We start from the raw sequence: 25,877 nt of genomic DNA, 5'->3' as shown, positions 1-25,877 counted from the left end.
AAACTAAAGAATATATTAAAAGATTAACAAGTAAAAAAATAATTTTAATAGACGGCTATAAATTAGCTGGATATATGATAGATTTTAATGTCGGTGTGACAACACAGGAACTATACGAGATAAAGAGAATCGATAACGATTATTTTGAAGAATAGCTAAACAAAAAGGACAGGTTTTCTGTCTCAAAATTAATTTTACCATAGAATTGAAGGATTAAATGAAATCATGTAGAATATATATAAAGATATAGTTTTTACAAAAGCGAAAGCGATTGACGATATTGGAGGTATATTGATGAATGACAGTAAAATAAGTTTAAGACAGCTTGAAACACATTTGTTTAAGGCAGCAGATATATTAAGGGGTAAAATGGATGCCTCCGAATATAAGGAATACATATTTGGTATGCTTTTTTTAAAGTATACTTCTGATGTTTTTGAAAATAAGAGAAAAGATTTAATGAATAAATTTTCACAAATGGGTTTTTTAGATAAACAGATTCAAGAGTTAATGGAAGACCCAAGTTCTTATGGTGATACTTTTTTTGTACCTGAAAGAGCAAGGTGGGAAAATATATTAAAATTTAAAGAAGATGTTGGAAACCAGCTAAATAAAGCTTTAAGTGCTTTAGAAGAAGCAAATTTTGAACTTGATGGTGTTTTAAAACATATAGATTTTAATGCTGTAAAGGGGAGATCACGTCTTAAAGACCAGCAGCTTATAGACCTAATAAATCACTTTAATAAATACGAGTTACTGCCTTCAAACTTTGAATTCCCTGACCTTCTTGGAGCTGCTTATGAATATTTATTAAAAGAATTTGCAGATTCGGCGGGCAAAAAAGGGGGAGAATTTTATACACCGTCTCATGTCAAGAAATTGATGGTGAGACTTGTAAAGCCGGAGGAGGGTATGTTAATCTATGACCCGACGGTAGGCTCCGGCGGTTTTTTGATTGAAGCTTTTCATTATGTTGAAGAGCGTGGTCAAAATACAAATAATTTAGCTCTATATGGGCAGGAAAACAATGGACTGACATGGTCTATCTGTAAAATGAATATGATTTTACACGGGATTAATGATGCGCACATAGAAAATGAAGACGTCCTTACAAGCCCTATGTTTTTAGAAAATGGATACATAAAAAGATTTGATAAGCTGCTTGCAAATCCACCCTTTTCAGAAAACTACAGCAGAACAAATATGCTGTTTCAAGAGAGATTTAAATATGGATTTACACCTGAAAACGGCAAAAAAGCCGACCTTATGTTTTTACAGCATATGATTGCGAGCTTAAAGGATAATGGAATTATGGCAACGGTCATGCCTCATGGAGTTTTATTCAGAGGCGGGCAGGAAAAAGTAATTAGAGAAGAAATTGTTAAAGTTGGTATTATTGAAGCGATTATTGGTTTACCTCCCAAACTTTTTTACAATACCGGCATACCTGCGTGTGTTATTGTAATAAACAAAAACAAACCAGAACATTTAAAAAACAAGATTTTGTTTATAAATGCAGATAGAGAATATGGCGAAGGCAGGAATCAAAACTTTTTAAGACCGGAAGACATAGAAAAAATAGTTAATGTATTTGACAGTAAAAAAGATATACCAAAATATTCAAGATTGGTTGATATCAAAGAGATTGAAGAAAATGACTTTAACCTCAATATAAGAAGGTATGTAGATAATTCTCCCGATTCAGAAATCAATGACGTTCATGCACATCTTTTTGGCGGTGTACCCAAAAAGGAAGTGTCAATTTATGAAGAGCGACTTAAAAAGTTTCATATCAATCATGAAATTTTACTTGATGAAAAAAACATGGATTATTTGGAATTTAAAAAAGAAATAAAAGGAAAAAATCAAATTAGAGAATTCATTGAAAACTCTTCTGATATGAAAAATGTTGTTTTGACTCACGAAGAAGCTTTAAAAAATTGGTGGGAAGATATTAAATCAGGAATTGAGCAGTTTTATGGGAGAAACAATCTCTGGAAGTTTAGAAATGATGCCTTGGCAAAATTAAAAAGTGCTTTGCTGCCAATCGGAACTTTTGATGAATTTAAAATCTCAGGCATATTTGCAAACTGGTGGGAAGAGCTTGTTTATGATTTTAAAAGTATAATAAATAATGGATGGAATAAAAATTTGGTTGAAAGAGAAAGGATTAAAGAGAAATATTTTAAAAAAGATTTAGAGAAAATCGAAGATTTAGAAGGGGCTTTTTCTGAGGTTGAGGGAGATTTAAATGAAATTTTGGAAGAAGTGGATGACTGGGATGAAGAAGAACAAGGGGATAAAACTGCAAATAAAGTAAAAGAATTTTTAAAGGATATGATAAAAGACTTAAATAAACGAAGTAATGAAATCTCAAGAAAAGAAGCCATAAAATGGAGTAATTTGTTAGAAAAAATTGAACAAAAAGAAAGAGAAATTAAAAAAATAAAAAAAGCTATAAACGACAAAGAAAAAGAAGTTGAAGAAAATACAGATAAAAAAATTGAGATTTTAACAGAAGAGGAAGTAAAGGAGCTTTTACTTGAAAAATTTTTTGAACTTATACAAAATCAACTTGAAAAATATTTGAATGACGAAAAGAAAGAAATAATAAAGATTTTTGAGAATTTGTGGGATAAATATAAAGTGCCCTTAAATGAATTGAAAGATGAAAGAGATGGAGAAGTAAAGAAATTGGATGAATTTTTAAAAAGGCTGGGATATAGTTATGAATGAGAATATTAAATTGCCTGAAGGATGGAAAGTTGTGAGATTGGGGGAAGTTATAGAAGAATCAAGTCAAAGGAAAAAACAGCAAGACATACAAGTGGTATTAACAATTTCGAATGTATTAGGATTTATTGACCAAACCGATTTTTTTGGTAGAAATTTAAGTAGCAAAGATACATCAAATTATAAGGTTATACGAAAGCAATATTTTGCTTATAATCCCGCAAGAATCAATGTTGGATCAATTGCTTTGAATGATATTTATGATGAGGCTATAGTAAGTCCTATGTATATAGTTTTCAAGAATAAAGAATGTTTATTACCGCAATATTTTAAGTACCATATACAAAGAAAAATATTTAATTTTCAAGTAATAAATAGTACAACAGGTTCGGTAAGAGAGAGTTTAAATTTTTCAAGATTAATAACCTTAAATTTTATCCTTCCTCCCCTTCCCGAACAACACAAAATTGCTGAAATACTTGAAACAGTGGATAATGCCATAGAGAAAACCGATGCTATTATTGAAAAGTATAAACGTATAAAGCAGGGATTGATGCAGGATTTACTAACTAGAGGGATAGATGAAAACTGGCAGATAAGAAATGAAAAAACTCACAAATTTAAGGATTCGCCCCTTGGCATGATACCGGAGGAATGGGAAGTTGTGAGATTGGGAGTGATAGGAAAAATTGTATCAGGCTCTACTCCAGACACATCAAAACCTCAATTTTGGAATGGTGAGATAGTTTGGATTACACCAGATGACTTAAGTAAACAAAAAAAATTCATATATACATCACAGAGGAAAATTAGTAAAGAGGGTTTGTTTAGTTGTGCTGCTAGGATCATACCAAAAAACTCAGTTGTTTTATCAAGTCGTGCGCCAATAGGATATTTAGCTATTGTTAAAACAAATTATACTACAAATCAAGGTTGCAAAAGTATTATTATAAATAAAGATTTTTACGATGAAGAATTTCTTTATTATTCATTGCATCAATATATAAACAAAATGATTTCTTTAGGTTCAGGAACAACTTTCAATGAAATAAATAAAAATCAATTGTCAAAATTAGATATAAAAATTCCTAATTCTCTTCCCGAACAAGAACGTATAGCCACAGTCTTATCTCAAATAGATGAAGCTATAGAGAAAGAAAAGTCCTATAAAGAAAAACTTGAAGGGATTAAAAAGGGATTAATGGAGGATCTGCTCACAGGCAAAGTCAGGGTGAATCATCTAATTGAGGAGGAATGTATAGATGAAATTGGATGAAGAGCATTATGTTGAAAATCAATTCCTCTCACAACTTCAAAGACTTGGTTGGAAAATCTACAGACAGAATAAAGATAATCCAGAAGAAGTTAGAGAAATATTGTCTTTTAACTCTTCTTTAGAGCCTTTATACGGAGGGAATGTTAAATTTAGAGAAAGCTTTAGAGATGTAATTCTTGAAAGTATTTTAAAAGAGTCTTTAATGAAAATAAATCCATGGATAGAAGATGACCAGATAAATGAAGTAATAAGAAAGATTACAACACCTCTTTCTAATTCTTTATTAGAGGCAAATAAGGAAATTCATGACTTATTTTTAGAAAATACCTCTGTATCAGAAAACAGAAAAACTGGTGAAAAAAGTCCAACTGTTAGATTGATTGACTTTAAAAATATAGACAATAATTCATTTATTGCAATATTCCAATTTAAAGTAAATATAACAGGAACTGAAAAACATATTATTCCTGATATAGCCCTTTTTGTAAATGGTATGCCTCTTATTGTAGTTGAGTGCAAATCACCAGCTATTGCTGACCCGATTTCTGAAGCTATACTTCAGCTTATGCGCTACAGCAACAGACGTGGAGCAATCGAAGGTAATGAAAAGCTTTTTTGGTACAATATTTTTAATGTTGCCACGTCAAATCAGGTTGCAAAGTATGGAACAATAACATCAGAGTATGAGCATTTTGTTGAGTGGAAAGACTCTTATCCTTATTCATTGTCAGAAATAGGAGAAGGAAATATTACAAGCCAGCAGGTTTTAGTACAGGGTATGCTATCAAAAGAAAACCTACTTGATATACTTCATACATATACCATTTTTAAGGAAGATTCAAAAGGTACAGTGATAAAAGTTGTCGCAAGATACCAGCAATTTCGTGCTGTAAAGAAAATTATTAAAAAATTAAAAGAAGGTAAATCCCAAGAAGATAGAGGAGGTATTGTATGGCATACTCAGGGTTCCGGTAAATCTTTGACAATGATGTTCATGGTCAGAGAATTATATCATAATCCTGAATTTGGAAATTACAAAGTTGTTTTTGTTACAGACAGAAAAGACCTTGAAAAACAACTGAATGATACATCTAAAAGTGTAGGATTTACCGTTAGAGTAGCAGGGAGTATACATGAACTAAAAGAAATTTTAAGAACTAATACTCCCGAGCTTGTAATGGGAATGGTACACAAATTTCAAGATAGAGAGTTAGAAAGTAATTTTCCCATTCTTAATGAATCTAACAAAATTTTAGTAATGATAGATGAAGCCCATAGGACGCAATATAAATTTTTAGGCGCAAATTTAAGGAAATCCCTTCCCAACGCTGCTAAAATAGCTTTTACTGGTACGCCAATAGAAAAAACTGAGATGACTTTTGGAGAATACATAGATAAATACAGTATAAGGCAATCAGTAGAAGATGGTGTAACTGTCAGTATTGTTTATGAAGGAAGGGTTCACAGTGCAGAGTTATCGGATGAAGAGGCAGCAAATGCCAAATTTGAAGATGTTTTTAAAGATGCAGATGAAGATACAAAAAGAATGATAATGGGAAGATTTACATGGAGAGGATATCTTGAAGCTGAAGAGGTAATACGCGATAAAGCTAAAGATATGATAGAACACTATATTAGTCATGTATTTCCTAATGGATTTAAGGCACAGATTGTTGCAGTGTCGCGTCTTGCAGCGATAAGATATAAAGAAGCTCTTGAAAAAGCTCTTAAAGAAAAAATAGATGAGCTAATGAAGAAAAATTCAAAAATTGATTTAGAAACATTAAAAATATTAGAAGTAGGTGTTGTTATATCAGGGGCTTTAAATGACCCTCCTGAATACAAACCTTATAGTGATGTAAATGAACATGAGAGAATAATCAGAAGCTTTAAGCTTCCTTTTGATAAAGCAGATGATAATATAAATGGTAATGTAGGAATATTAGTTGTTCAAAGTATGTTGATAACTGGATTTGATGCACCAATAGAGCAGGTAATGTATCTTGATAATGTGATTAAAGGGCATAATTTGTTGCAGGCTATAGCAAGGGTTAATAGGGCTTACAATAATAAATCCTGCGGTTTTGTGGTTGATTATGTTGGAGTTTTAAAACATTTGAGAGAAGCACTTTCTATATATGCTGATGAAGACATAGAAGAAATATCTGAGGTTGTGATAAATAAAGCGAAAAGTATTGATGCTCTTAGGTTTTATCACAATTTAATAGGAGAGGTTTTCACTAAAAATGGTATAAAAAATTGGCGTCAGAATATTGAAGAATGTATTGATATTTTAGTTGATGAGAAAGTTAGAAATGAGTTTATAGATATTGTTCGAAAATTTAATCGTGCGATGGATGAAGTTCTGCCAGACCCCGAAGGCTTAAAATATGTTGCCGATTTAAAGATTATTGCTTTTATAAAAGAGTCTGCAAGAAATAGATATAGAGATAGCAAATTAAGCGTAAAAGACGCAAGCAATAAAATAAGAGAAATAATTGAAGAGTATTTGATATCAAAAGGAGTAGACCCTAAAATACCACCTACACCATTACTTGAGGATAAATTTATTGATAATCTTAATAAAAAATCAAGTAAGGTAAAAGCGCAAGAATTAGAGATTGCAATTAATGAATATATTGATGAACATTTTGAGGAAGACCCGGAATTTTATGAAAGGTTTTCTGATAGATTGAAAAAACTTCTTGAAGGATATAAAGAAAAATGGGATGAATTATATATAGAACTAAACAAAATGAGAGAAGAATTAAAGAAAGGAAGAGCAAATGAGGATACTTTTGGCTTTGACCCTAAAAAAGAAATGCCGTTTTTTGGCATATTAAAGGATAAAATATTTGGCAAAAAATCAATCAATGAGCTGTCAGATAAAGATATAGATTTTTTAATAGATTTAACAAAAGATGTAGTAGAGTTAATTAACAGAGAAATGCAAACAGTTGATTTTTGGGATAATCCAACTAAGCAAAGACGTTTAAAAAGCTTTATTTATTCACATTTACTTAAAAAAATTTCTTCTACTCAAAATTATCATGAAAATATTAAGGAAGATGAAGAAGTATATATTACAAGCAATTTACAGCCAAATATTGTATACAACAAAAGAAACGAAATAGCACAAAAATTGTTGGAAGTTGCTTATCATAATTATAGGAAGTGATATTATGGTAGATATAAAGATTGAAAAAATAATGCGTTCAAAAAGAAAGACAATAGCTTTACAGATTACAGATAATGCTACGTTAATAGTCAGAGTGCCTTTTGGTATAGACGAAAAGAGAATTTGGGAGGTTATTCAAAAGCATTCAAATTGGATTGAGAATAAAAAAAAGGAGATAGAGGAAAGAGATCCTAAAGCTTTAAAAAAGGAATTTGTTAATGGGGAAGGTTTTTTATATCTTGGAAGGTATTATAAATTGCACATAGTGGAGAATCAAGATGTTCCTCTTAAGTTTGACAATGGTTTTTATCTTTCAAGGGATTTTTTAGATAAAGCAAAAGAGGTTTTTATTGATTGGTACAAAAAAGCCGCATATGAGAAAATATCTGAAAGGGTCAAGTGGTATGCGCAAAAAAGCAATTTAAAATACAGTAAAATTAATATCACAAATGCAAAAAAAAGATGGGGTTCTTGTTCTTCAAATGGAAACTTAAACTTTTCCTTGAGACTTATAATGGCTCCTATTTCTGTAATAGACTATGTTGTTGTGCATGAGCTTGCACACTTGGAAGAGAAAAATCACGGTAAAAATTTCTGGATAAAAGTAAGGATGCTAATGCCGGATTATAAAAAGCATGAAGATTGGCTCAAGAAAAATGGATATTTATTGAATTGCTCTTCCTCTTAAGTTCTTGCCATTTCTCTCAGCTTATATTTTTGTATCTTTCCACTGGTAGTTGTAGGAAATTTATCTATTATACGTACATATCTCGGAACTTTGAAGCGGGCAAGTCCCTGTCTTGCAAATGCTAAGATATCATCCTCTTTTATCATAGAACCTTCTTTTGGGATTATGTACGCCATTATCTCCTCACCATATTTCTCGTCAGGAACACCTACGACTTGAACATCTTTTACATCGGGATGATGGTACAAATATTCTTCAATCTCGCTTGGAGAGATATTTTCTCCACCTCTTATAATTATGTCCTTGAGTCTTCCGGTAATCCTTAAATATCCTTTCTTATCGATCATGCCAAGGTCACCTGTGTGCAGCCAACCATCAGCTTCAATGGCTTTTCGTGTTTCATCCTCCATTTTATAATAGCCTTTCATTATATTGTACCCTTTAGCCATTATCTCACCATATACTCCATTTGGAACCTCTTCACCTGTATCAGGATTTACCACCTTCATCTTTATCTCGGGAAGTACATATCCAACGGTAGAAACCCTGTCTTCAAGAGGGTTATCAACACTTGTCTGGGTTATTCCGGGGGATGCTTCTGTAAGTCCGTATACACTGGTTATTTCCCTCATATTCATCTTATCAACAACTGCTTTCATTATATTTAGCGGGCATACAGAACCTGCCATTATTCCTGTTCGCAAATTCGAAAAATCATATTTTTCAAAATCAGGATGGTTAAGCATCGAAATAAACATTGTAGGAACCCCATGTACTGCCGTACACTTTTCCCTATCAAGAACATCCATAACAACAACAGGATTAAAATGGTCTACTAAAACCATTGTGGAGGCTTTAGAAAGGCAAGCCATAACTGCAAGGGTGTAACCAAAGCAATGAAAAAGAGGAACCGTTATACATAATTTATCCTTGATAGTAAATTTCATCCTTGAAGCTATTGCGTCACCATTATTAAGGACACCGTAATGTGTCAGCATTACCCCTTTAGGGAAACCTGTGGTACCTGACGTATACTGCATATCAATAACTTCTTGAGAATTTAAGGAATCCTGTATCTTATACAATTCATTATCATTTATAACACTGCCCATCCCCATTATTTCTTCAAAATTGTACATTCCGGGATAAATATTTCTACCAATATTAATTACCGATTTTAAGTATGGAAGTCGATCTGAATGGAATTTTTTATCTTGATTTTTCTTTAATTCCGGTATTAATTTATAAATAGTTTCAACATAATTTATATCCTTAAATCCATCCATTAATATTACTGCCTTAGCATCCGATTGCTTGAGAATATACTCAACTTCTCGCTCTGTATATTGTGTATTCATCGGAACTAATGGCGCACCTATTTTAGCTGTTGCAAAAAGGGCAATGATCCACTCTGGTATGTTTGTAGCCCATATCGCTACATGGTCGCCCTTATTTATGCCGATTTTTAAGAGTCCCTTTGCAAATCTGTTTGTAATATTTCTTAAATCTTTATAGGAAAACTTAACTTTTCCTGAAACAACAAGCGCCTCCTGTTCGGGATATTTTGAGGCTATGTAATCAAGGTAATGCCCTATCGTCATATCAATCATGTATTTCACTCCCATTACTAATTTTAGTAGCTGCTGTTATAATTTTATTATATCACTATATCATAAAAAGAAAAAGTATAAATCTATTTATATATAACTTTCTATATAAAATTACATATTATATTATAGGAATTTTTATAGAAGGAGGGAAACAAATGCTTATAGCAATTGATCCAGGTCATGGAGGAAAAGACCCCGGAGCAGTCGGAGCACATTTGCTTGAAAAAGATATAAATCTCAATATATCTTTAAAATTAAGAGAAATTCTTGTTCAGAGAAATATTGATGTTATTATGACAAGGGATAAGGATGTGATGCTTGAGTTGCAACCAAGATGTGATATAGCTAATAACAGCAAGGCTGATTATTTTATTTCAATTCATGCAAACAGTTTTAAGGATTCAGATGCAAAAGGAACAGAAACCTATGCCTTCTCAAAAAATTCTATAGGAAATAAACTCGCTGATCATGTTCAAAAAGCAATAGTATCAACATTAAATACCGTAGATAGAGGTGTTAAGTTTGCAAATTTTTATGTTCTGCGTTATACGGATATGCCGGCTATATTGATTGAAACAGCTTTTATAACAAATAAAGATGATGAGAATCTATTAATAACTAAGCCTGATTTATTTGCATTGGCAATATCAAACGGAATTATGAATTTTCTAAGTATTACTGATGCTAATTGGGCACAGCAAGACCTTATTAAATTAAAAGAGCTTGGGATAATAGTTGATTATCATGACCCGGAGGTATGTGTAAAATGGGGTGAATTAGCTGCTGTAATAAATAGGGTATTGGAGGTGTTTAAGAAATGAGGGAACTTATTATGACAATTCTTACCGCTGGTGTTCAGCTAATGATAATGGCTGCACTTGGATATGGAATAAATTTTCTTAATAAAAAGATTGGAAAAGATATGACGCAGAAGTATTTTGAATTGGCAAAAGTATTTGTTATGGCTGTAGAACAGGAATTTGGACCTGGCAATGGTGCTGATAAGAAAGCGGAAGTCATGAATCTTTTAAAAAGGTTAACAGGTAATAAGCTTACTGATGAAGAGCTGAGCAAATTGATAGAAGCGGCTGTATTTGAGATGAATTACATGCTTAAATTAAAAAATATTCAATATAATTAGGAAAAATAGTTTTTTAGCGTAAAAAGCTGCACAGGAAATTAAAAAAGGCGGATTCCCCGCCTTTTTTTCAATATAATAAAATTTATTTAAGTACTGCTTTTTTAAATTCTTCAATTCCTATTTCTTCTATGTAACGGCTTAGACGTTTGGATTTTGCATTTGCTTTATAATATTCAATAACCTTAGCAATTAAAGCTTTAGCTTCTTCGGTAGTTAGGTTTTCTGCCAATACATCAGCAATTCTTGTATGAGCTCCGGTAGCACATCCTCCAACCAAAAGAGTCCATCCGTTAGCTTTACCAATTAGTCCGATGTCTTTAATAGTACTTTCTGCACAAGAATTAATGCATCCGCTTACACCTATTTTCATTTTGCCCGGCATATCCATCCCGTGATAAAGCTTGTCAAGTTCCAAACCTAAACTGACGGAATCCTGTTTGCCTCTTTTACAAAAAGTGGTTCCGGGACAAAACTTGATGCTGCGAACACAAACACCGATAGCATGTCCGGGTTTCATGTCCAATTCTTTCCATATATTATCTAAATCCTTTTCTTGCAAACCTACTAAAGCAATTCTTTCGGCAGAGGTTAATTTAATTGCCTTAGCGCCGTATTTTTCAGCAATATCAGCAACTTTCCTTAGAATTTCGGGTGTTACTAAACCACCGGGTGTATGTGGCGCAATTGCATAAGTTTCTCCATCTCTTTGGATAATTGCCCCTTTTTCTAATAGATCCTTCATATTTAACCCTCCTGATAATATTATTTTTATTGTGTCAAGTACTACTGTCTATTATTATTATATTATCAAATTAATTAAGAGTCAATATTGTTTAAAATAAATTTTTTATTAGTAATTTATTTTTGATTTTTTTCAACCCATTTTTTTGCTTCAATTACGGAAGATTCACTGGGAAGCTTTATATTTGCTTCCTTGCTCGTCTTTTTAATATTTTCTAATGAAGTTGTATCATGTTTTTCTTTAGACCCTGTGTTATATTTTTTACTTTTTCTTATCATAAAAATCACTCCTTTAAAGGTAGTATTATCAATGTGAAGAAAAATATGAATCATAATTTTGAATAAAAAAAAGAGGTTAAAATCCTCTTTGTTAGTTGTTTAAACTGTGAAGCGGCGCAGGTATTCTGCCTCCTCTTTTTATGAATATCTCAGAGGAAAAATTATTTACCTTCATAATCGGTGCATGTCCTAAAAGTCCTCCGAATTCGATATGGTCTCCTACTTTTTTGCCTGGCGCGGGTATTACCCTGACGGCTGTTGTTTTTTTATTTATCATGCCTATTGCCATCTCATCGGCAATTATTGCTGATATTGTCTCTTCCGGTGTATCACCCGGTATTGCAATCATATCAAGACCGACTGAGCATACACATGTCATGGCTTCTAACTTTTCCAAGGAAATTGCTCCTGCTTCAACAGCACTGATCATTCCGGAATCTTCGCTTACGGGTATAAAGGCTCCGCTTAAACCTCCTACGTATGATGATGCCATGACACCGCCTTTCTTGACGGCATCATTAAGCAATGCAAGCGCTGCTGTTGTACCATGTGTTCCGCATTTTGAAAGCCCCATTGCTTCTAATATATTTGCGATACTGTCACCAATTTCTGGGGTTGGTGCCAATGATAAATCAAGAATACCGAAAGAGGTATTAAGTCTCTTTGCTGCAAGTCTTCCTATAAGTTCTCCTGCCCGTGTTATCTTAAAAGAAGTTTTTTTGATCGTTTCGGATATCTGACCAAAATCAGCCTGATTATCAAGCTTTGATAATGCTGCAAAGACAACCCCCGGTCCGCTTACTCCGACATTTATAACACATTCACCTTCACCGATACCATGAAAAGCTCCTGCCATAAAAGGATTGTCTTCTGGTGCATTACAGAAAACGACAAGTTTTGCCGCACCTATACCATCATTTTCTTTTGTAAGCATAGCTGTTTTTTTAACAATTTTCCCCATTATTGCAACAGCATCCATATTTATACCTGCTTTTGTTGTTGCTACATTAACAGATGAACATACGCGTTCGGTTGCTGCTAATGCTTCGGGAATAGAATCAATAAGATGCAGATCCCCATCAGTAAAGCCTTTATGAACCAAAGCAGAATATCCGCCGATAAAATTGACTCCAACAGCCTTTGCAGCGGCATCAAGAGTTTTTGCAACATTAATAAATTCTTCTTTGCTTTTAAGTTTATCTGCCACTATAGCTATTGGAGTGACGGAGATTCGCTTATTTACAATAGGTATACCAAATTCTGCTTCAAGGTCGTTTGCTACTTTTACAAGGTTTTCTGCTTTTTTTGTTATTTTATCATATATTTTATTTGAAATTTCTTCAGATGAATTTCCGGTGCAATCCCTTAAACTTATGCCCATGGTTATTGTTCTTATATCAAGCTTTTCCGATTGTACCATTCTTATGGTTTCTTCTATTTCGTTAAATGCAAATCCCATTTTTATCCCTCACAGTCTGTGCATTGCTCTAAATATATCTTCTTTTTGAATATCGATTTTAAGTCCCATTTGTTCACCAAGCTTATTAAGATTATGTTTCAAGGTATCAAAATCCACTGTGGAGTTTGATATATCTACAATCATAATCATGGTAAAGATGTCTTTTAATAATGTCTGACTTATATCGAAAATATTTACATTGTTTTCAGCCAATAACTTTGAGACTGAATAAATTATACCAACCCTGTCAATTCCAATGACAGATATAATCGCTTTTTGCACTTCTATGAAAACCACCTTTCGCTATATTTGTACATAGTATACTATATGACGGATATATATGCAATATCAATTTATTATCCATCAATTGCATATATATTGAAAAAATAATAAGGCTTTAAAAATTAAGCCTTATTATAAAGGATATTATTTAATTTCTTCTTATTTATTCAATGCATTATTATATTCTTTTTTAAGTGTTGATATTAATTCTTTTACAGTTGTAATCTCTTTTGCTCTGTATGCATTGGAGCCTGCAAAAGCGAAGCCATTTTCAAGGTCCCCTTTTTGAGCATTTATTAGCGCTTGTGCGATGCAGTAGGGGCTTTTTCTATAATTGCAAGAGATTATGCAGTGGAATAAGCACTTATATGGTTTTTTTTCTCCTTCATTTACATCTTCAAGGAATTTATTTACTATTGCTCTGCCCGGCATTCCAACAGGACTTTTGATTATGCCGATATCCTCCTTTTTACAATTGATATAAGCTTTTTTGAAATTAATTGATGCATCACATTCCTCTGTTGTTACAAAACGTGTTGCCATCTGGACACCTGAAGCTCCTAACTTAATAAATCTGTATATATCTTCACCTGTATATATGCCACCTGCAGCAATTACGGGAATAGTCTTTCCGCAACTTTCTTCATATGGCTTTATTGCATTTATTACATCTACCAAGATTTTTTCAAGTGCATAATCAGGGTTTGAAATTTGTTCTACAGAAAATCCAAGATGTCCGCCTGCCTTTGGACCTTCTACAACTACAGCATCTGGAAGATAATCATATTTTTCCAGCCATCTCTTTGTAATGATATTTGCAGCTCTGCCGGATGAAACAATCGGAACAATCTTAGTGTCTTTTGTTTTATCCAAAAATTTTGGAAGGTTAAGCGGCAGTCCTGCTCCTGAAAATATGATGTCTATTCCCTCATCAATAGCTGTTTTAACCATATCGGCAAAGTTTGATAACGCAACCATAACATTTACCCCAAGGATACCCCTTGTTTTTTCCCTTGCTTTTTGTATTTCCTTCTTAAGTGCTCTGATATTAGCTTCTAGATAATTTGTTGCAAAATCCCTTTCACACATACCGATTCCTGCTGCTGAAATAACACCTATTCCACCTTCATTTGCTACAGCTGATGCAAGATTATTTAAAGAAATTCCTATTCCCATGCCGCCTTGAATAATCGGTAGTTTTGCGGTCAAATTTCCTATTTTTAAGCTTTTAATATTAAAATTAAGCATAAAATCCTCCTTATTTCTTCTATTACATTAACTTTATCATTTATAAACAGCTAATGTCAATATAAAATTCTTATTATATTTATATTATAACATGGCAACATTGGAATGCCTAATTAAATTTCGATTATATTTATAGTATATAAATAAAACTTTATGGCAAAAATTACAAAGGATTAAAAATCGATAATTTTTGAAGATTAGGAAAGACAAATTGATTTTCACCAAAAGAAATGCTATGATAATAATTGGAAAGAATATCAAATAATAAAAAGGAGATGTTTGAAATGGCGAATTTTCTTGAAAAGTCTATCAACTTTGGATTTGGACTTTATTCATTATCAAAAGAGAAAATAGAGAATATGGTAGATGAACTTGTTAAGAAAGGTGAAGTTGCAAGAGAAGATGCGCAGGGTGTTGTGAAAGACCTCGTAAAAAAGGGTGAAGAACAAAAAGACGAGATTAAGAAGATATTTAAAGATGCCTTAAAGGAAACATTTGATTATATGAATATTGCCAAAAAAGAAGACTTAATAACAAAAGAGGAAATAAGAAAATTAATACATGAAGAACTTAAAAATATACTTGATGAAGAAAAATCACAAGGAAGGCAGATGTAAATAATAACACAAAATAAGATGGATATTTTACCCATCTTATTTTTATGAAACGATATATGGAAATAAAATTCCTGCGATAATTTGCATGATAATTATTGCACAGATTAGTATAATCCAGTCAAATCCCGTATTAATGCTATATCCGTTTAATAGATAATTTCTAAGTAATTCAACAATATAGCTTAATGGATTTATTCTTGACAGAACCTGAAGCCATAGCGGCATGATGCTAATTGGATATATGGCGTTGCTGGCAAAGAAAAGAGGCATTGTGATAACCTGACCGAACCCCATAAAACGCTCCTTACTTTTAACAATTGCGGCTAATGACATTGATAGGGAGGAAAAGAACACGGCACCGCATATTATTGTTAAAATACTTAAAATGATACCGGTAAAACTCCACTGAATTTTTATACCTATTATTAAAGCTAAGAGGATAATAATTAACACTTGACTTATTGCCCGTATGCCTGCACTAAACGCTTTCCCTGTAACAAAGGCGAGACGGGGAACAGGGAGTGTTATTAATTTTTGCAAGACTCCTTGGTCTTTATCCCATATGATGTTGATGCCGTAAAAAATGGATACAAACATCATGGATTGCGCTAATATACCGGGGGTCATAAAGGTCTGGTAATTTACATTCCCTGTTGGGATAGCTCTTATATGGGAGAGAGCCTGCCCAAAAATCAGAAGCCACAATACGGGTTGAATTGCCCTTGTAAATAGTTCCGTTGGGTCATGACGGAGTTTTCTTATTTCCATTTCTGTAATTACAATAGATGCATTAATATAATCAATTAAGGTTTTTATGATACTAACTGAAACGCTGGATTCTCTTTCGCATCTGACGCATTTCACGAAAATCACCTCCTGATTCCAAATTATTTCCTGTAAAGTGAATAAATATATCCTCCAAAGATATATCATTATTTCCTGCTGCTTTTTTAAGTTCTTCCAAGGTGCCTTGTGCAACAATAAGTCCCATATTCATAATTGCTATTCTTTGGCACAATGCTTCTGCCTCTTCCATGTAATGTGTTGTTATTAATATTGATAAGCCGTTATCTTTCTGAAGTGTTTTAAGGGCTTCCCATACATTATGGCGGGCGATGGGGTCAAGTCCAACCGTTGGTTCGTCTAAGATAAGTATTTTAGGCTTATGAAGGATTGCCTGCCCTACCTCAAGGCGGCGAACCATACCGCCGGAATATTCTTTCACAAGGTGGTTTGCAGCATCCTTTAAATTCAGCAAATTTAATACATATTCAATCCTTTTTTCACGTTCATTTTTTGGCAGACGGAGCAATTTTGCGATGTAATATAAATTTTCATATCCTGTCAAGGTAGAATCAGCTGAAAGTGCCTGTGGAACATATCCTATAAATTTTCTGACAAGACTGCCATATCGTCTTACATCGAAACCGGATAGTTTTATTGTTCCCGAGGTAGGGGGCAGAAGGGTTGTCAGCATTCTTATGGTTGTTGTTTTTCCCGCACCGTTTGGTCCTAAAAGCCCGAAGATTTCACCTTCTTTCACATTAAAGCTTATGCTTTTAACAACTTCATGATTTTCAAATCGTTTAACAAGATTAAATGTTTCAATATTCATACACATTATAATATCACTCTCCTTCATAATCGTGATGAGCAGTTTTTAAAACAGAAAGTATCTCTTTTAAATTATTGTTTAAGAGTGTAATATCGATATTTTTTTCGGCAGGGATATTTGATAATAAGGTGCTTCGATAATGAAGGATTTCTTCTAATAATTTATATCCTTTGTCAGTTAACAATAAAAAAACCAATCTGCGGTCATTATCATCTCTCCATCTTTTAACAAGATTATCCTCCACAAGATTATCTATCAATCCTGTTAAAGTTCCCGGGGACAACAAAAGCTCCTTTTGAAGTTGACTCATAGTTATAGGGTTATCTAAGGATAATTTATTTAAGACCCAGAATCGTGACATTGTTAAACCTTTTTTATTAAGGTAATTTTTTGTAAATAAATTTATAATGCGGCTTATTTCTCTAAGATATGTTTCTAAAACTGAAATTTCGTTTTCCAATTATATCATCTCCCAAATAATTTGGATTACGAAATAATTATATTTCAAAATAAACCGTATGTCAAGGCGTAATTTTAATTTACATAGATTTAACCTATATTTAATTTGATGTTAACATATTTTAAGTATAATTTTACTGAATTGAAAAAATTTCTTAGGAGGTTAAGTATGAGAACAATTTTTAAAAGGAAATCATTTATACTGTCATTGCTGATAATAATGGTCATGTCATTATTATTAAGCGGATGCGGCAGTCAATCAAAGCAAACGGCTTCAAGCAATACAAACAGTTATTCAGGCAAACCGGCTAAATATGTATTTTTGTTTATTGGTGATGGAATGGGTATGCCTGAAGTAAGCTCAGCAGAAATTTATAAAGGTTCTATTGCTAAAAGTGATAACCCAAACATAAAGAAACTTAATTTTACTCAATTTCCTGCACAAGGAATGCAGACAACCTATGAAGCAGATTCATTTATACCTGATTCGGCTTCTGCAGGTACCTCAATAGCAACCGGATTTAAAACAAATGATGGTATTATAGCAATGGATCCATCAAAGAAAATTAAATATACGTCTACTGCTGAAAAGGCAAAGGCAAATGGCATGAAAGTAGGTATTGTATCAAGCGTATCTATTGACCATGCTACCCCTGCGGTTTTTTATGCACATAATCCATCAAGGAATAATTATTATGACATAGCAATGGAATTAACAAAAAGTAATTTTGATTATTTTGCCGGTGGAGGTTTCCTTCAGGCGAAGGGGAAAAATGGTGATAAACCTGATGTAACAGAGGAAGCGAAAAAGAATGGTTATAAATATGTAACTACTAAAGAAGATTTTCAAAAGCTTGATTCAAAGTCAGGAAAGGTGATTGCCGTAAATCCTGTTCTTGATAAGGCTAAGGCATTGCCATACAGCATTAATAACAATCAAAACAGCTTGACATTGGCTGATTTTACTAAAAAAGGCATTGAATTATTAGACAATCCAAAAGGATTTTTCATGATGGTAGAAGGAGGAAAAATCGACTGGTCAGGGCATGCAAATGATGCCGCAGCAAACATATATGATACAATGGCATTAGATAATGCTGTTGCTGAGGCAATGAAATTTTACGATAAACATCCTGATGAGACATTAATCGTTGTAACTGCCGATCATGAAACAGGCGGAATGACGATCGGTTTTGCAGGTACAAAATATGAAACATATTATGATATATTAGCAAATCAAAAAATCTCTTATGATGAATTTGATAAAAAGGTAGAGGAATACAAAAAAAGTCATACACCTGAAAACGCAAAAATTGAAGATTTGCTGCCATTAATAAAGGAAAATTTTGGTTTGACAGTTTTGACAGCTGATGAAAAAACTGCCCTTGAAAACAAAGCAAAAAATGGTGATAAAGAAGCTGCCAAACAATTACAGCTTGCTCTTAATGAGCAGGATTTAAACAGTTTAAAGGCTGCCCTTGCTTTAAATATGAAGGATAAGAAAGAGAGAGGTAATGACCAACAAACGTATCTTCTATATGGAGGATATGAGCCCTTATCAGTGACATTAACGCATATACTAAATCAGAAAGCCGGTATCGGCTGGACATCCTATTCTCATACGGGAGTACCTGTACCGGTATATGCTAAAGGTGTAGGGCAAGAGCTTTTCCAGGGTTATTATGATAATACGGATATAGCAAAAAAATTCTTAGCTGTTATGGGTGTTTCAAAAAGTTAATCAGTTTAAAATTTTATGATGAGAAAGCGAGGAAGTCTTCCTCGCTTTCTCTATAAGATTAAAATGGAGGAAAGATATGTTGAAGAAATTCAGAAAACCGGAAATCATTTTTACGATTATTGTTTTGATTTTCAGTATAATTTTATTTTTAATTCCCACAGGTTTTGAAAAAGAATCTGATGGATATTTAAGAGAAAAAGGTCTTATCATTGCTACAGATAACAGCAAGATAGTGCAGAGCGGTATTGTAAAAACAGGTACACAGGGACTTAGGGTGAAAATTCTAACTGGAAAATTTAAGGGTCAGGAATTTGAATCATCGAATCTTCTTGTTGGTAGACTTGAAATTGATAAGATGTTTGAACCAGGTGATAAAGCACTTATCACCATAAATCATTCCGGAAACAAGATAATTGCTGTAAATGTAATTGACCATTATAGAATAAATTATGAATTAATATTGTTTTCAATTTTTGTCTTGCTGCTTATCTATTTTGGCGGATGGATAGGTGCAAAGGCACTGCTTTCATTTGTATTTACTGTACTTATGATGTGGAAGATATTGCTGCCAGCATTTTTAAAAGGGTTTAATCCTGTAATTATTTCCTTTATAGTTGTTATTGTATTAGCAGCTGTAACCATCTTTCTTGTGGCAGGGATAACCAAAAAAGCTGTTACAGCTTTTCTTGGTACAATTTCCGGTGTTATAACAACATTGATTTTTTCATTACTGTTTGGCAATTTATTCAAGATACATGGGGCTGTGGTACCTTTTTCAGAAACCTTGCTTTATTCAGGTTATGCACATTTAAATTTAACCCAAATATTCTTGTCAAGTATTTTTATAGCATCAGTTGGTGCGCTTATGGATATTGCAATGGATATTTCTGCAGCAATACAAGAGGTTGTAGAAAAAAAGCCTGATATAACTTCAAGAGAGGCTATACAATCTGGTTTTAATGTAGGAAGGGTTGTAATCGGTACAATGACAACAACATTATTATTTGCCTATTCAGGAGGTTATATTGCTCTTTTAATGGTGTTTATGGCACAGGGGACACCCGTTATCAATATTCTTAATCTCCAATATGTTGCAGCTCAAATATTGCACACATTAGTTGGCAGTTTTGGCATGATTATCGTAGCACCGTTTACGTCAATATTAGGGGGATTATTATTTACTTTTAAGACTAAAAAAACGGTTTCTTCATAAAAATATAAAGAGGGGAGATCCCTCTTTATATTCACTCTGTATTATCTAAATAAGGATATAAAAACAAGTGTTATTGTACTTACTAATTTAATTAAAACATGTAACGATGGACCGGCGGTATCTTTAAAAGGGTCACCTACGGTATCGCCAACAACACCTGCTTTATGAGCATCAGAATTTTTACCGCCAAGATTTCCAAGTTCAATGTATTTTTTAGCATTGTCCCACGCACCGCCGCTGTTATTTAGAAACAACGCCATTATAACACCGGTTATTGTAGTTACCATTAAAAAGCCGCCTGCCGCTTCTTTTCCAAGGGAAACGCCGACAAGTATCGGTGCTAAGACGACAATAAGACCGGGAATTATCATTTCTTTTAAAGCGCCTTTTGTTACAATATCGACACAGCTTGCATAATCCGGTTTTGTTGTACCTTCCATTATTCCTTTGATTTCTTTAAATTGTCTTCTTACTTCTAAAATAATGTATTGTGCGGCTTTTCCTACTGCCCTTATGGCTGTGGAACTGAATAAAAATACAATCATGGCACCGATAAAAGCTCCGATAAAGACCTCGGGTTTGCCTATATCAACAGAGAACCATGAATCCAAAGGTTTACCCAGGATATTTTTAACCTCGTCAAGATAAGCGGAAAACAATAAAAACGTTGCCAATGCTGCTGAACCAACGGCATAACCCTTTGTCAATGCCTTTGTTGTATTACCGCAGGCATCAAGCCTATCCGTTACTAATCTTATTTCATCTGAAGCCCTTGACATTTCAACAATACCGCCGGCATTATCGGTTATTGGACCAAAAGTATCCATTGCCAGGATATAAGCTGCTGTGGAAAGCATACCCATTGTTGCGATCGCAGTTCCATAGAATCCGGCATTTAATATTCCGGGCAATGCCAATTGTCCCAACTTATAAGATATTAATATGGCGGCGGATATAAAAATTATAGGGATTGCGGTGGATTCCAGACCAACGGATATACCCGTTATAATGTTTGTTGCAGGACCTGTTACGGATGCTTTTGCTATTTCTTGTACAGGTTTTCTTGACATAGATGTATAATAATCCGTTAAAATCACAAAAAGATAGCCGAGGGTTATACCGGTTAATGAAGAACCGTATAATAACCAGTAATTTACCGGTATGCCATTTGACAAAGAACTTCCCAGCATTATTTTTATAAAAAACAGCAACAGTATCGAATTTAAAATTACAGTAATGAAATAACCATTGCCGAGAGCATTCATGGGGTCCTCTTTATCATCCTTTACTTTGACTGAGATTATGCCTATTATTGATGATATTATTCCTACTGCACAGACTACAAGAGGGAAAAGAATGCCCTTCCAGCCGAAAACCGGATAAAGTGCAGCGCCAAGTATCATTGCACCTATGTTTTCTGCAGCGATGGATTCAAACAAATCAGCACCCCTACCGGCACAATCGCCTACATTATCACCAACAAGGTCAGCGATAACAGCAGGATTTCTTGGGTCGTCCTCAGGTATTCCGACTTCTACTTTACCGACTAAATCTGCACCGACATCTGCCGCTTTTGTAAAAATGCCGCCTCCGAGTTGTGCAAAAAGTGCGACAAACGATGCGCCAAAAGCAAATCCAACTATTATGGAAGGGACGAGTTTAGTAATATCCGGATTATCGGACATACCACCATATGCAATAAACAATGTTACAATACCAAATAAGGATAAAGCTGTAACGATTAAACCGGTAACAGATCCACCCCTTAAAGCAATTTGCAAAGCCTTATTTAACCCCTTTTTGGCAGCCGAAGCGACCCGGATGTTTGTATTTACCGATATATACATGCCAATAAATCCCGCAAAGCCTGAACATAGAGCGCCAGCCACAAAAGCTAAGCTTATTCGCCAGGCATAAGCGACTGCAACATTTCCCCCTTGTGAAAGATGACCGAAATAATTGGCAGATGCGATAATTATAGCTAATACTACTGCTAATAAACCAATTGTTTTGTACTGACGGTTGAGGAAAGCCATAGCTCCTTCTTTTATGGCATCGGATATTTCCTGCATTTGTTTATTACCTTTTTCCTGTTTATAGATATATTTAATCAATGAAAAGGTAACGATTATTGCAACAGCAATAATACCGTAGATTAAAACAACATATGTGACCAATTGATACACTCCTTTCATTTTTTCTTTATATTTTAAATACGACGTTTGTTGTGAAAATCCTTCAAAAAATTAAAAAATATTTATTGTAAAATTACCTATATTTAATAAGGGTTTTTTATTATAAAAAATTATGCGATTTCATAAAAAAATTTATCGACAAATTTTAGCAAATTATATTAAAATCCTATAAATTATCAAAAGGATTTTTTTATCAATGCTTAAATGCAATGAATACAAAGGAATGAAATGTTTACAATCTGTTATTTTTATCATTTTCTGTCGATAAAAAATTTTCCGAAAATAGAAGGATTTTTGAAGGGGAAATAGAATATAACAATATAATTTACAAATTAATAAACAATCAATTAAAAAGTGTGTATAAAAATAGAATTAAGGGGGTATTTAAATGCATTACAAAAGAGTAAGTGAATATCAATTGACTGATAGTGTGGAGGGGAAAATGGTGCTAAGGAAGTATTTTTTGGTGAAATCTCAAGTGAAGGTCTTTAATGGCAGTGAAGATATTGAAGTTCCATCATACGGAATCGAAATTTCTGAAGAGATATTTCTTAATGAGATGCTCATTAGAAAATTAGTGGATAGGGTATTACATGTAAGTCCGTATATGGAGAAGGTGGAGGAGCTTTTAAGGTATTTTAAGGATATGAGGGTGTCACCGCTTCATTTATGTGATATTATTGACGACAACTATTATAAGTATGTAGATGATTATGATGAATATATAAAAATATGTAAGATAGCAATATGAAGGTTAAAAACCTTCTTTTTTTATTTTATTTTTCAGTATATAATATATTTAAGATTTATAACACTGTAAATGCATTAAAAAATATGGAGATGATTTTTTATGATAATATTATCTGTTAAGGAAATGAAGGACATCGAAAGTACGGCTATTAATTCTTTGGGTATACCTTCAATATGTCTTATGGAAAATGCAGGAAGAATGGTGGCGGAAAGAGCTAAAGAATATTTAACTGAAAGGTGTATGAAAAATGTCCTGATAATATCAGGTAAGGGTAATAATGGCGGTGACGGATATGTTGCCGCAAGATATTTGCATAATAATGGATATGATGTTAAAGTCTTTTTGACTTCCAATAGTGCTTTAATAACAGGTGATGCCAAAAAAAATTTAGATATTATTATGAATATGGGGATTTTTGTTGCAGAAATAATACAAAAAGAACAATTAAAATTTTTGGAGAAAAACCTTAAAGAATGTGATTTAATAATTGATGCTATTTATGGGATTGGTTTAAGAGGAGAAATAAGCGGTAATACAAAGGAAATAATTGAGATGCTTAATCAGTCGAATAAACATATTATATCTGTCGATGTACCATCGGGGATAAATGCAGATACAGGTCATATAGAAAGCTGTGGTGTAAAGGCATGTGAAACCGTTACGATGCAGTATATAAAAAAGGGACTTGTGGTTTATCCCGGTGTTGAATATTGCGGAGAAATTACCGTTGCAGATATAGGCATACCAAAGGACATAATAGAACAATATAGAAATAAATACAATATTATAACGAATCAGGATGTCAGGATTAAAGAAAGGGATAAAAACACCTATAAAGGCGATTATGGCAAAGTGCTTATTGTAGCCGGTTCAAAGAATATGACAGGGGCTGCACATCTTTGTGCTCAGAGTGCAATAAAAACCGGTTGCGGGCTTGTAAGGCTTGCTGTTCCTAAAACTATACAGCATATACTTCAGGGAGGATTAAGCGAAATTATAACACATGGCATAAAAGACGAAGATGGTACATTTTTTTCTGAATCAGCGGAGGAGGTTATGGCTTTAGCAAGCGATTGTGATGTAATAGCAATAGGACCGGGCATTACAAATAGCGAAAGAATAAGAGCCTTTTTAAAACGCATTATTAATAGCATAAATAAACCTATGGTAATTGACGCAGACGGATTAAACGCATTATGTGGCAGTCTTGATATTATTACAGGGAAAGACTTAATTTTAACACCGCATTATGGAGAGATGTCAAGGCTTAGTGGTATAAGTATTGATGATATAAAGAATAATACACTTAAAAGTGTATCGGATTTTGTAGATAGATACATGGTCACACTTGTGCTTAAGGGGTCAAGAACAGTAATAGGAAACAAGGCAAAAGGCATATATATTAATAAAACAGGAAATCCGGGAATGGCAACTGCCGGAAGTGGCGATGTTCTTACCGGAATGATTGCTTCATTTATGGCACAGGGTTATGATTGTGTTGATGCAGCAAAATATGGAGTTTATTATCACGGCAAAGCGGGGGATATGGCGGAAGAAAAATATGGAGAATTAAGTCTTACGGCTTCAAATATAATTGAGTTTATTCATGAGGCATTAAAAACAGGTAAATAAGAGGTGGTTTTTTTTGAAGTTCCGAATCGCCCTTTTGATTTTTCTTATAGCTTTATTTGCCGGTTGTGGTGAAAAGGCAAAAGAAAATGCATATGAAAGTATTCTTAAATCTCTTAATGGCATGAAAAGTTATACTGCAGATGCCGAGGCAGAGTTGCACAGTAATAATAATACAAAAAGGTTCTTCATGAAACAGTTTTACAAAGACGGGAAATATAGAATTGAGATTTTCGATAATGAAGGTAAGGTTGATAAGATAATCATGTATGATGAGAAACACAGTTATGTGTATTTTTCAAAGATTAATCAGGTATTTATTGAGGAAAATAGCAATAATATACCTATATATTCGATGGTAACCTCTTTTAGATATAATCTCAATAAGGCAGGTAATATTGCAAAATCATCTGCTGATATTTTTACAATTGCTACGCCGATTCCCGAAGGAAATACCTATTTGTATAAGGAAGAGATGGAATTTTCAAAAAAAGGATTGAAACCTCAAATCCTTAAAATATATGGAATTAAAGGGGAACTTTATGCAAAAATTACTTATAAGAATTTTGTATATAATCCAGATATAAAAGACAAGATATTTAATAAGGATAATATTTCTACAATTAGTAAAGATATGAATATAAATCAAAAGGAATCAATTGATTTAAAGGACGTTTATAAGTATTCCGGTATAAATCCTGTTTTACCTGTATTTATGCCGGAAGGTTATAGTCTGTTAAATATTAACATAGATAAAACATCGGCAAATTCAATTTATTTAACATATTTAAAAGGGAATGATATAATTAAAATTGTCGAAAGCATTGAAGAAAATAACGACAAAAAAGATTGGGCAATGAAACAAGCTGATGGATTTATTTATTATAAAAAAGGTGAAGCATATGATATGTATAAAAATGGCATTAATATAAAGATAATATCAAACCAAAATATAAGTGAAAAAGAAGTATTAAAAATATTCAAGTCTTTTAAATAGAAAAGAGAAAAACCTGTCAAACAGA

22 protein-coding genes are annotated in these 25,877 nt (G+C 33.1%); 12 read left to right on the top strand and 10 right to left on the bottom strand.

From position 1 onward, the window contains the following. Positions 1 to 294: 294 nt before the first annotated feature. From AC0LWJ_RS07420 to AC0LWJ_RS07405, 4 genes are read left to right on the top strand one after another with little or no spacing between them, the layout of a single operon-like run. On the top strand, positions 295 to 2,736 hold the full coding sequence (locus AC0LWJ_RS07420; protein ID WP_474238511.1) for a type I restriction-modification system subunit M: 2,442 nt from the start codon (positions 295 to 297) through the stop codon (positions 2,734 to 2,736). After that, positions 2,729 to 4,009 (top strand): restriction endonuclease subunit S, encoded by a 1,281-nt coding sequence (locus AC0LWJ_RS07415; RefSeq protein ID WP_474238507.1) that lies wholly within the window; start codon positions 2,729 to 2,731, stop codon positions 4,007 to 4,009. Before AC0LWJ_RS07420 ends, AC0LWJ_RS07415 begins: the two co-directional genes overlap by 8 nt. After that, the gene (locus AC0LWJ_RS07410; protein WP_474238505.1) at positions 3,996 to 7,187 is read left to right on the top strand and encodes a type I restriction endonuclease subunit R; all 3,192 of its coding nucleotides are present in this window, start codon (positions 3,996 to 3,998) and stop codon (positions 7,185 to 7,187) included. Before AC0LWJ_RS07415 ends, AC0LWJ_RS07410 begins: the two co-directional genes overlap by 14 nt. Positions 7,188 to 7,191: 4 nt before the next feature. Further along, positions 7,192 to 7,875 (top strand): M48 family metallopeptidase, encoded by a 684-nt coding sequence (locus tag AC0LWJ_RS07405; RefSeq protein ID WP_474238503.1) that lies wholly within the window; start codon positions 7,192 to 7,194, stop codon positions 7,873 to 7,875. Here the strand turns inward: AC0LWJ_RS07405 and AC0LWJ_RS07400 are convergent. Beyond that, a complete protein-coding gene (locus AC0LWJ_RS07400; RefSeq protein WP_503031420.1) occupies positions 7,872 to 9,500 on the bottom strand; it encodes an AMP-binding protein in 1,629 nt (542 codons plus the stop codon). The genes AC0LWJ_RS07405 and AC0LWJ_RS07400 overlap by 4 nt on opposite strands. Positions 9,501 to 9,640: 140 nt before the next feature. Between AC0LWJ_RS07400 and AC0LWJ_RS07395 the strand changes: the two genes are divergently transcribed. Together AC0LWJ_RS07395 and AC0LWJ_RS07390 are read left to right on the top strand one after the other, a co-directional pair. Beyond that, complete coding sequence (locus tag AC0LWJ_RS07395; protein WP_474238500.1) at positions 9,641 to 10,306, top strand: N-acetylmuramoyl-L-alanine amidase family protein; 666 nt, start codon at positions 9,641 to 9,643, stop codon at positions 10,304 to 10,306. Next, positions 10,303 to 10,626 carry a phage holin gene (locus AC0LWJ_RS07390; RefSeq protein ID WP_474238497.1) on the top strand — a complete coding sequence of 108 codons (324 nt, stop codon included), beginning with the start codon at positions 10,303 to 10,305 and terminating at the stop codon, positions 10,624 to 10,626. The genes AC0LWJ_RS07395 and AC0LWJ_RS07390 overlap by 4 nt, the downstream gene beginning before the upstream one ends. 82 nt (positions 10,627 to 10,708) lie before the next feature. Here AC0LWJ_RS07390 and AC0LWJ_RS07385 read toward each other — a convergent pair whose 3' ends face one another. The 5 genes from AC0LWJ_RS07385 to AC0LWJ_RS07365 all read right to left on the bottom strand — a co-directional run bounded on the left by AC0LWJ_RS07385 (position 10,709) and on the right by AC0LWJ_RS07365 (position 14,635). Beyond that, entirely contained in the window at positions 10,709 to 11,368 is a 660-nt protein-coding gene (locus AC0LWJ_RS07385; protein WP_474238495.1) for a ferredoxin-like domain-containing protein, read from the bottom strand. A 116-nt stretch (positions 11,369 to 11,484) separates the two neighbouring features. After that, positions 11,485 to 11,646: a CDIF630_02480 family spore surface protein gene (locus AC0LWJ_RS07380; protein ID WP_474238493.1), complete on the bottom strand. Its 162-nt coding sequence runs from the start codon at positions 11,644 to 11,646 to the stop codon at positions 11,485 to 11,487. 91 nt (positions 11,647 to 11,737) lie between these two features. Further along, entirely contained in the window at positions 11,738 to 13,105 is a 1,368-nt protein-coding gene (locus AC0LWJ_RS07375; RefSeq protein ID WP_474238492.1) for a PFL family protein, read from the bottom strand. A 9-nt stretch (positions 13,106 to 13,114) separates the two neighbouring features. Continuing rightward, positions 13,115 to 13,393, bottom strand: a complete 279-nt coding sequence (locus tag AC0LWJ_RS07370) for an ACT domain-containing protein (protein ID WP_284680339.1) — start codon at positions 13,391 to 13,393, stop codon at positions 13,115 to 13,117. A 153-nt stretch (positions 13,394 to 13,546) separates the two neighbouring features. Further along, the gene (locus AC0LWJ_RS07365; protein WP_474238490.1) at positions 13,547 to 14,635 is read right to left on the bottom strand and encodes an NAD(P)H-dependent flavin oxidoreductase; all 1,089 of its coding nucleotides are present in this window, start codon (positions 14,633 to 14,635) and stop codon (positions 13,547 to 13,549) included. Between the two features lie 284 nt (positions 14,636 to 14,919). Between AC0LWJ_RS07365 and AC0LWJ_RS07360 the strand changes: the two genes are divergently transcribed. Beyond that, a complete protein-coding gene (locus tag AC0LWJ_RS07360) occupies positions 14,920 to 15,252 on the top strand; it encodes a phasin family protein (protein ID WP_474238487.1) in 333 nt (110 codons plus the stop codon). A 42-nt stretch (positions 15,253 to 15,294) separates the two neighbouring features. On the opposite strand, the gene AC0LWJ_RS07355 is transcribed toward AC0LWJ_RS07360, so the two are convergent. From AC0LWJ_RS07355 to AC0LWJ_RS07345, 3 genes are read right to left on the bottom strand one after another with little or no spacing between them, the layout of a single operon-like run. Continuing rightward, positions 15,295 to 16,020, bottom strand: a complete 726-nt coding sequence (locus tag AC0LWJ_RS07355; RefSeq protein ID WP_503031419.1) for an ABC transporter permease — start codon at positions 16,018 to 16,020, stop codon at positions 15,295 to 15,297. Between the two features lie 52 nt (positions 16,021 to 16,072). Further along, positions 16,073 to 16,894, bottom strand: a complete 822-nt coding sequence (locus AC0LWJ_RS07350; RefSeq protein WP_474238480.1) for an ABC transporter ATP-binding protein — start codon at positions 16,892 to 16,894, stop codon at positions 16,073 to 16,075. Then, positions 16,881 to 17,327: a MarR family winged helix-turn-helix transcriptional regulator gene (locus tag AC0LWJ_RS07345; RefSeq protein WP_474238478.1), complete on the bottom strand. Its 447-nt coding sequence runs from the start codon at positions 17,325 to 17,327 to the stop codon at positions 16,881 to 16,883. Before AC0LWJ_RS07345 ends, AC0LWJ_RS07350 begins: the two co-directional genes overlap by 14 nt. A 168-nt stretch (positions 17,328 to 17,495) precedes the next feature. On the opposite strand from AC0LWJ_RS07345, the gene AC0LWJ_RS07340 reads away from it, so the two are divergent. Together AC0LWJ_RS07340 and AC0LWJ_RS07335 are read left to right on the top strand one after the other, a co-directional pair. After that, positions 17,496 to 19,067 carry an alkaline phosphatase gene (locus tag AC0LWJ_RS07340; RefSeq protein ID WP_474238476.1) on the top strand — a complete coding sequence of 524 codons (1,572 nt, stop codon included), beginning with the start codon at positions 17,496 to 17,498 and terminating at the stop codon, positions 19,065 to 19,067. Positions 19,068 to 19,143: 76 nt separating this feature from the next. Continuing rightward, positions 19,144 to 20,280, top strand: coding sequence for a YibE/F family protein (locus AC0LWJ_RS07335; protein ID WP_474238474.1), 1,137 nt, complete (start codon positions 19,144 to 19,146; stop codon positions 20,278 to 20,280). A gap of 41 nt (positions 20,281 to 20,321) precedes the next feature. On the opposite strand, the gene AC0LWJ_RS07330 is transcribed toward AC0LWJ_RS07335, so the two are convergent. Beyond that, entirely contained in the window at positions 20,322 to 22,475 is a 2,154-nt protein-coding gene (locus AC0LWJ_RS07330) for a sodium-translocating pyrophosphatase (protein WP_474238470.1), read from the bottom strand. A 388-nt stretch (positions 22,476 to 22,863) separates the two neighbouring features. On the opposite strand from AC0LWJ_RS07330, the gene AC0LWJ_RS07325 reads away from it, so the two are divergent. The 3 genes from AC0LWJ_RS07325 (at position 22,864) to AC0LWJ_RS07315 (ending at position 25,852) form a co-directional block, all read left to right on the top strand. Then, the gene (locus tag AC0LWJ_RS07325; RefSeq protein WP_474238466.1) at positions 22,864 to 23,226 is read left to right on the top strand and encodes a DUF6514 family protein; all 363 of its coding nucleotides are present in this window, start codon (positions 22,864 to 22,866) and stop codon (positions 23,224 to 23,226) included. A 99-nt stretch (positions 23,227 to 23,325) separates the two neighbouring features. Then, positions 23,326 to 24,858 (top strand): NAD(P)H-hydrate dehydratase, encoded by a 1,533-nt coding sequence (locus AC0LWJ_RS07320; protein WP_474238463.1) that lies wholly within the window; start codon positions 23,326 to 23,328, stop codon positions 24,856 to 24,858. 13 nt (positions 24,859 to 24,871) lie between these two features. Continuing rightward, positions 24,872 to 25,852 (top strand): LolA family protein, encoded by a 981-nt coding sequence (locus AC0LWJ_RS07315; RefSeq protein WP_474238462.1) that lies wholly within the window; start codon positions 24,872 to 24,874, stop codon positions 25,850 to 25,852. Positions 25,853 to 25,877 lie beyond the last annotated feature (25 nt).

Source organism: Aceticella sp. 75b-Ac (genome assembly GCF_056032965.2).
The sequence above is the reverse complement of the archived record's forward strand: the minus strand, read 5'-3'. Positions and strand labels throughout refer to the sequence as shown.

Coding starts and splice junctions, on each gene's coding strand:
- AC0LWJ_RS07420 (WP_474238511.1), top strand. CDS start 295: ATGAATGACAGTAAAATAAGTTTAAGACAGCTTGAAACACATTTGTTT.
- AC0LWJ_RS07415 (WP_474238507.1), top strand. CDS start 2,729: ATGAATGAGAATATTAAATTGCCTGAAGGATGGAAAGTTGTGAGATTG.
- AC0LWJ_RS07410 (WP_474238505.1), top strand. CDS start 3,996: ATGAAATTGGATGAAGAGCATTATGTTGAAAATCAATTCCTCTCACAA.
- AC0LWJ_RS07405 (WP_474238503.1), top strand. CDS start 7,192: ATGGTAGATATAAAGATTGAAAAAATAATGCGTTCAAAAAGAAAGACA.
- AC0LWJ_RS07400 (WP_503031420.1), bottom strand. CDS start 9,500: ATGGGAGTGAAATACATGATTGATATGACGATAGGGCATTACCTTGAT.
- AC0LWJ_RS07395 (WP_474238500.1), top strand. CDS start 9,641: ATGCTTATAGCAATTGATCCAGGTCATGGAGGAAAAGACCCCGGAGCA.
- AC0LWJ_RS07390 (WP_474238497.1), top strand. CDS start 10,303: ATGAGGGAACTTATTATGACAATTCTTACCGCTGGTGTTCAGCTAATG.
- AC0LWJ_RS07385 (WP_474238495.1), bottom strand. CDS start 11,368: ATGAAGGATCTATTAGAAAAAGGGGCAATTATCCAAAGAGATGGAGAA.
- AC0LWJ_RS07380 (WP_474238493.1), bottom strand. CDS start 11,646: ATGATAAGAAAAAGTAAAAAATATAACACAGGGTCTAAAGAAAAACAT.
- AC0LWJ_RS07375 (WP_474238492.1), bottom strand. CDS start 13,105: ATGGGATTTGCATTTAACGAAATAGAAGAAACCATAAGAATGGTACAA.
- AC0LWJ_RS07365 (WP_474238490.1), bottom strand. CDS start 14,635: ATGCTTAATTTTAATATTAAAAGCTTAAAAATAGGAAATTTGACCGCA.
- AC0LWJ_RS07360 (WP_474238487.1), top strand. CDS start 14,920: ATGGCGAATTTTCTTGAAAAGTCTATCAACTTTGGATTTGGACTTTAT.
- AC0LWJ_RS07355 (WP_503031419.1), bottom strand. CDS start 16,020: ATGGAAATAAGAAAACTCCGTCATGACCCAACGGAACTATTTACAAGG.
- AC0LWJ_RS07350 (WP_474238480.1), bottom strand. CDS start 16,894: ATGAAGGAGAGTGATATTATAATGTGTATGAATATTGAAACATTTAAT.
- AC0LWJ_RS07340 (WP_474238476.1), top strand. CDS start 17,496: ATGAGAACAATTTTTAAAAGGAAATCATTTATACTGTCATTGCTGATA.
- AC0LWJ_RS07335 (WP_474238474.1), top strand. CDS start 19,144: ATGTTGAAGAAATTCAGAAAACCGGAAATCATTTTTACGATTATTGTT.
- AC0LWJ_RS07330 (WP_474238470.1), bottom strand. CDS start 22,475: ATGAAAGGAGTGTATCAATTGGTCACATATGTTGTTTTAATCTACGGT.
- AC0LWJ_RS07325 (WP_474238466.1), top strand. CDS start 22,864: ATGCATTACAAAAGAGTAAGTGAATATCAATTGACTGATAGTGTGGAG.
- AC0LWJ_RS07320 (WP_474238463.1), top strand. CDS start 23,326: ATGATAATATTATCTGTTAAGGAAATGAAGGACATCGAAAGTACGGCT.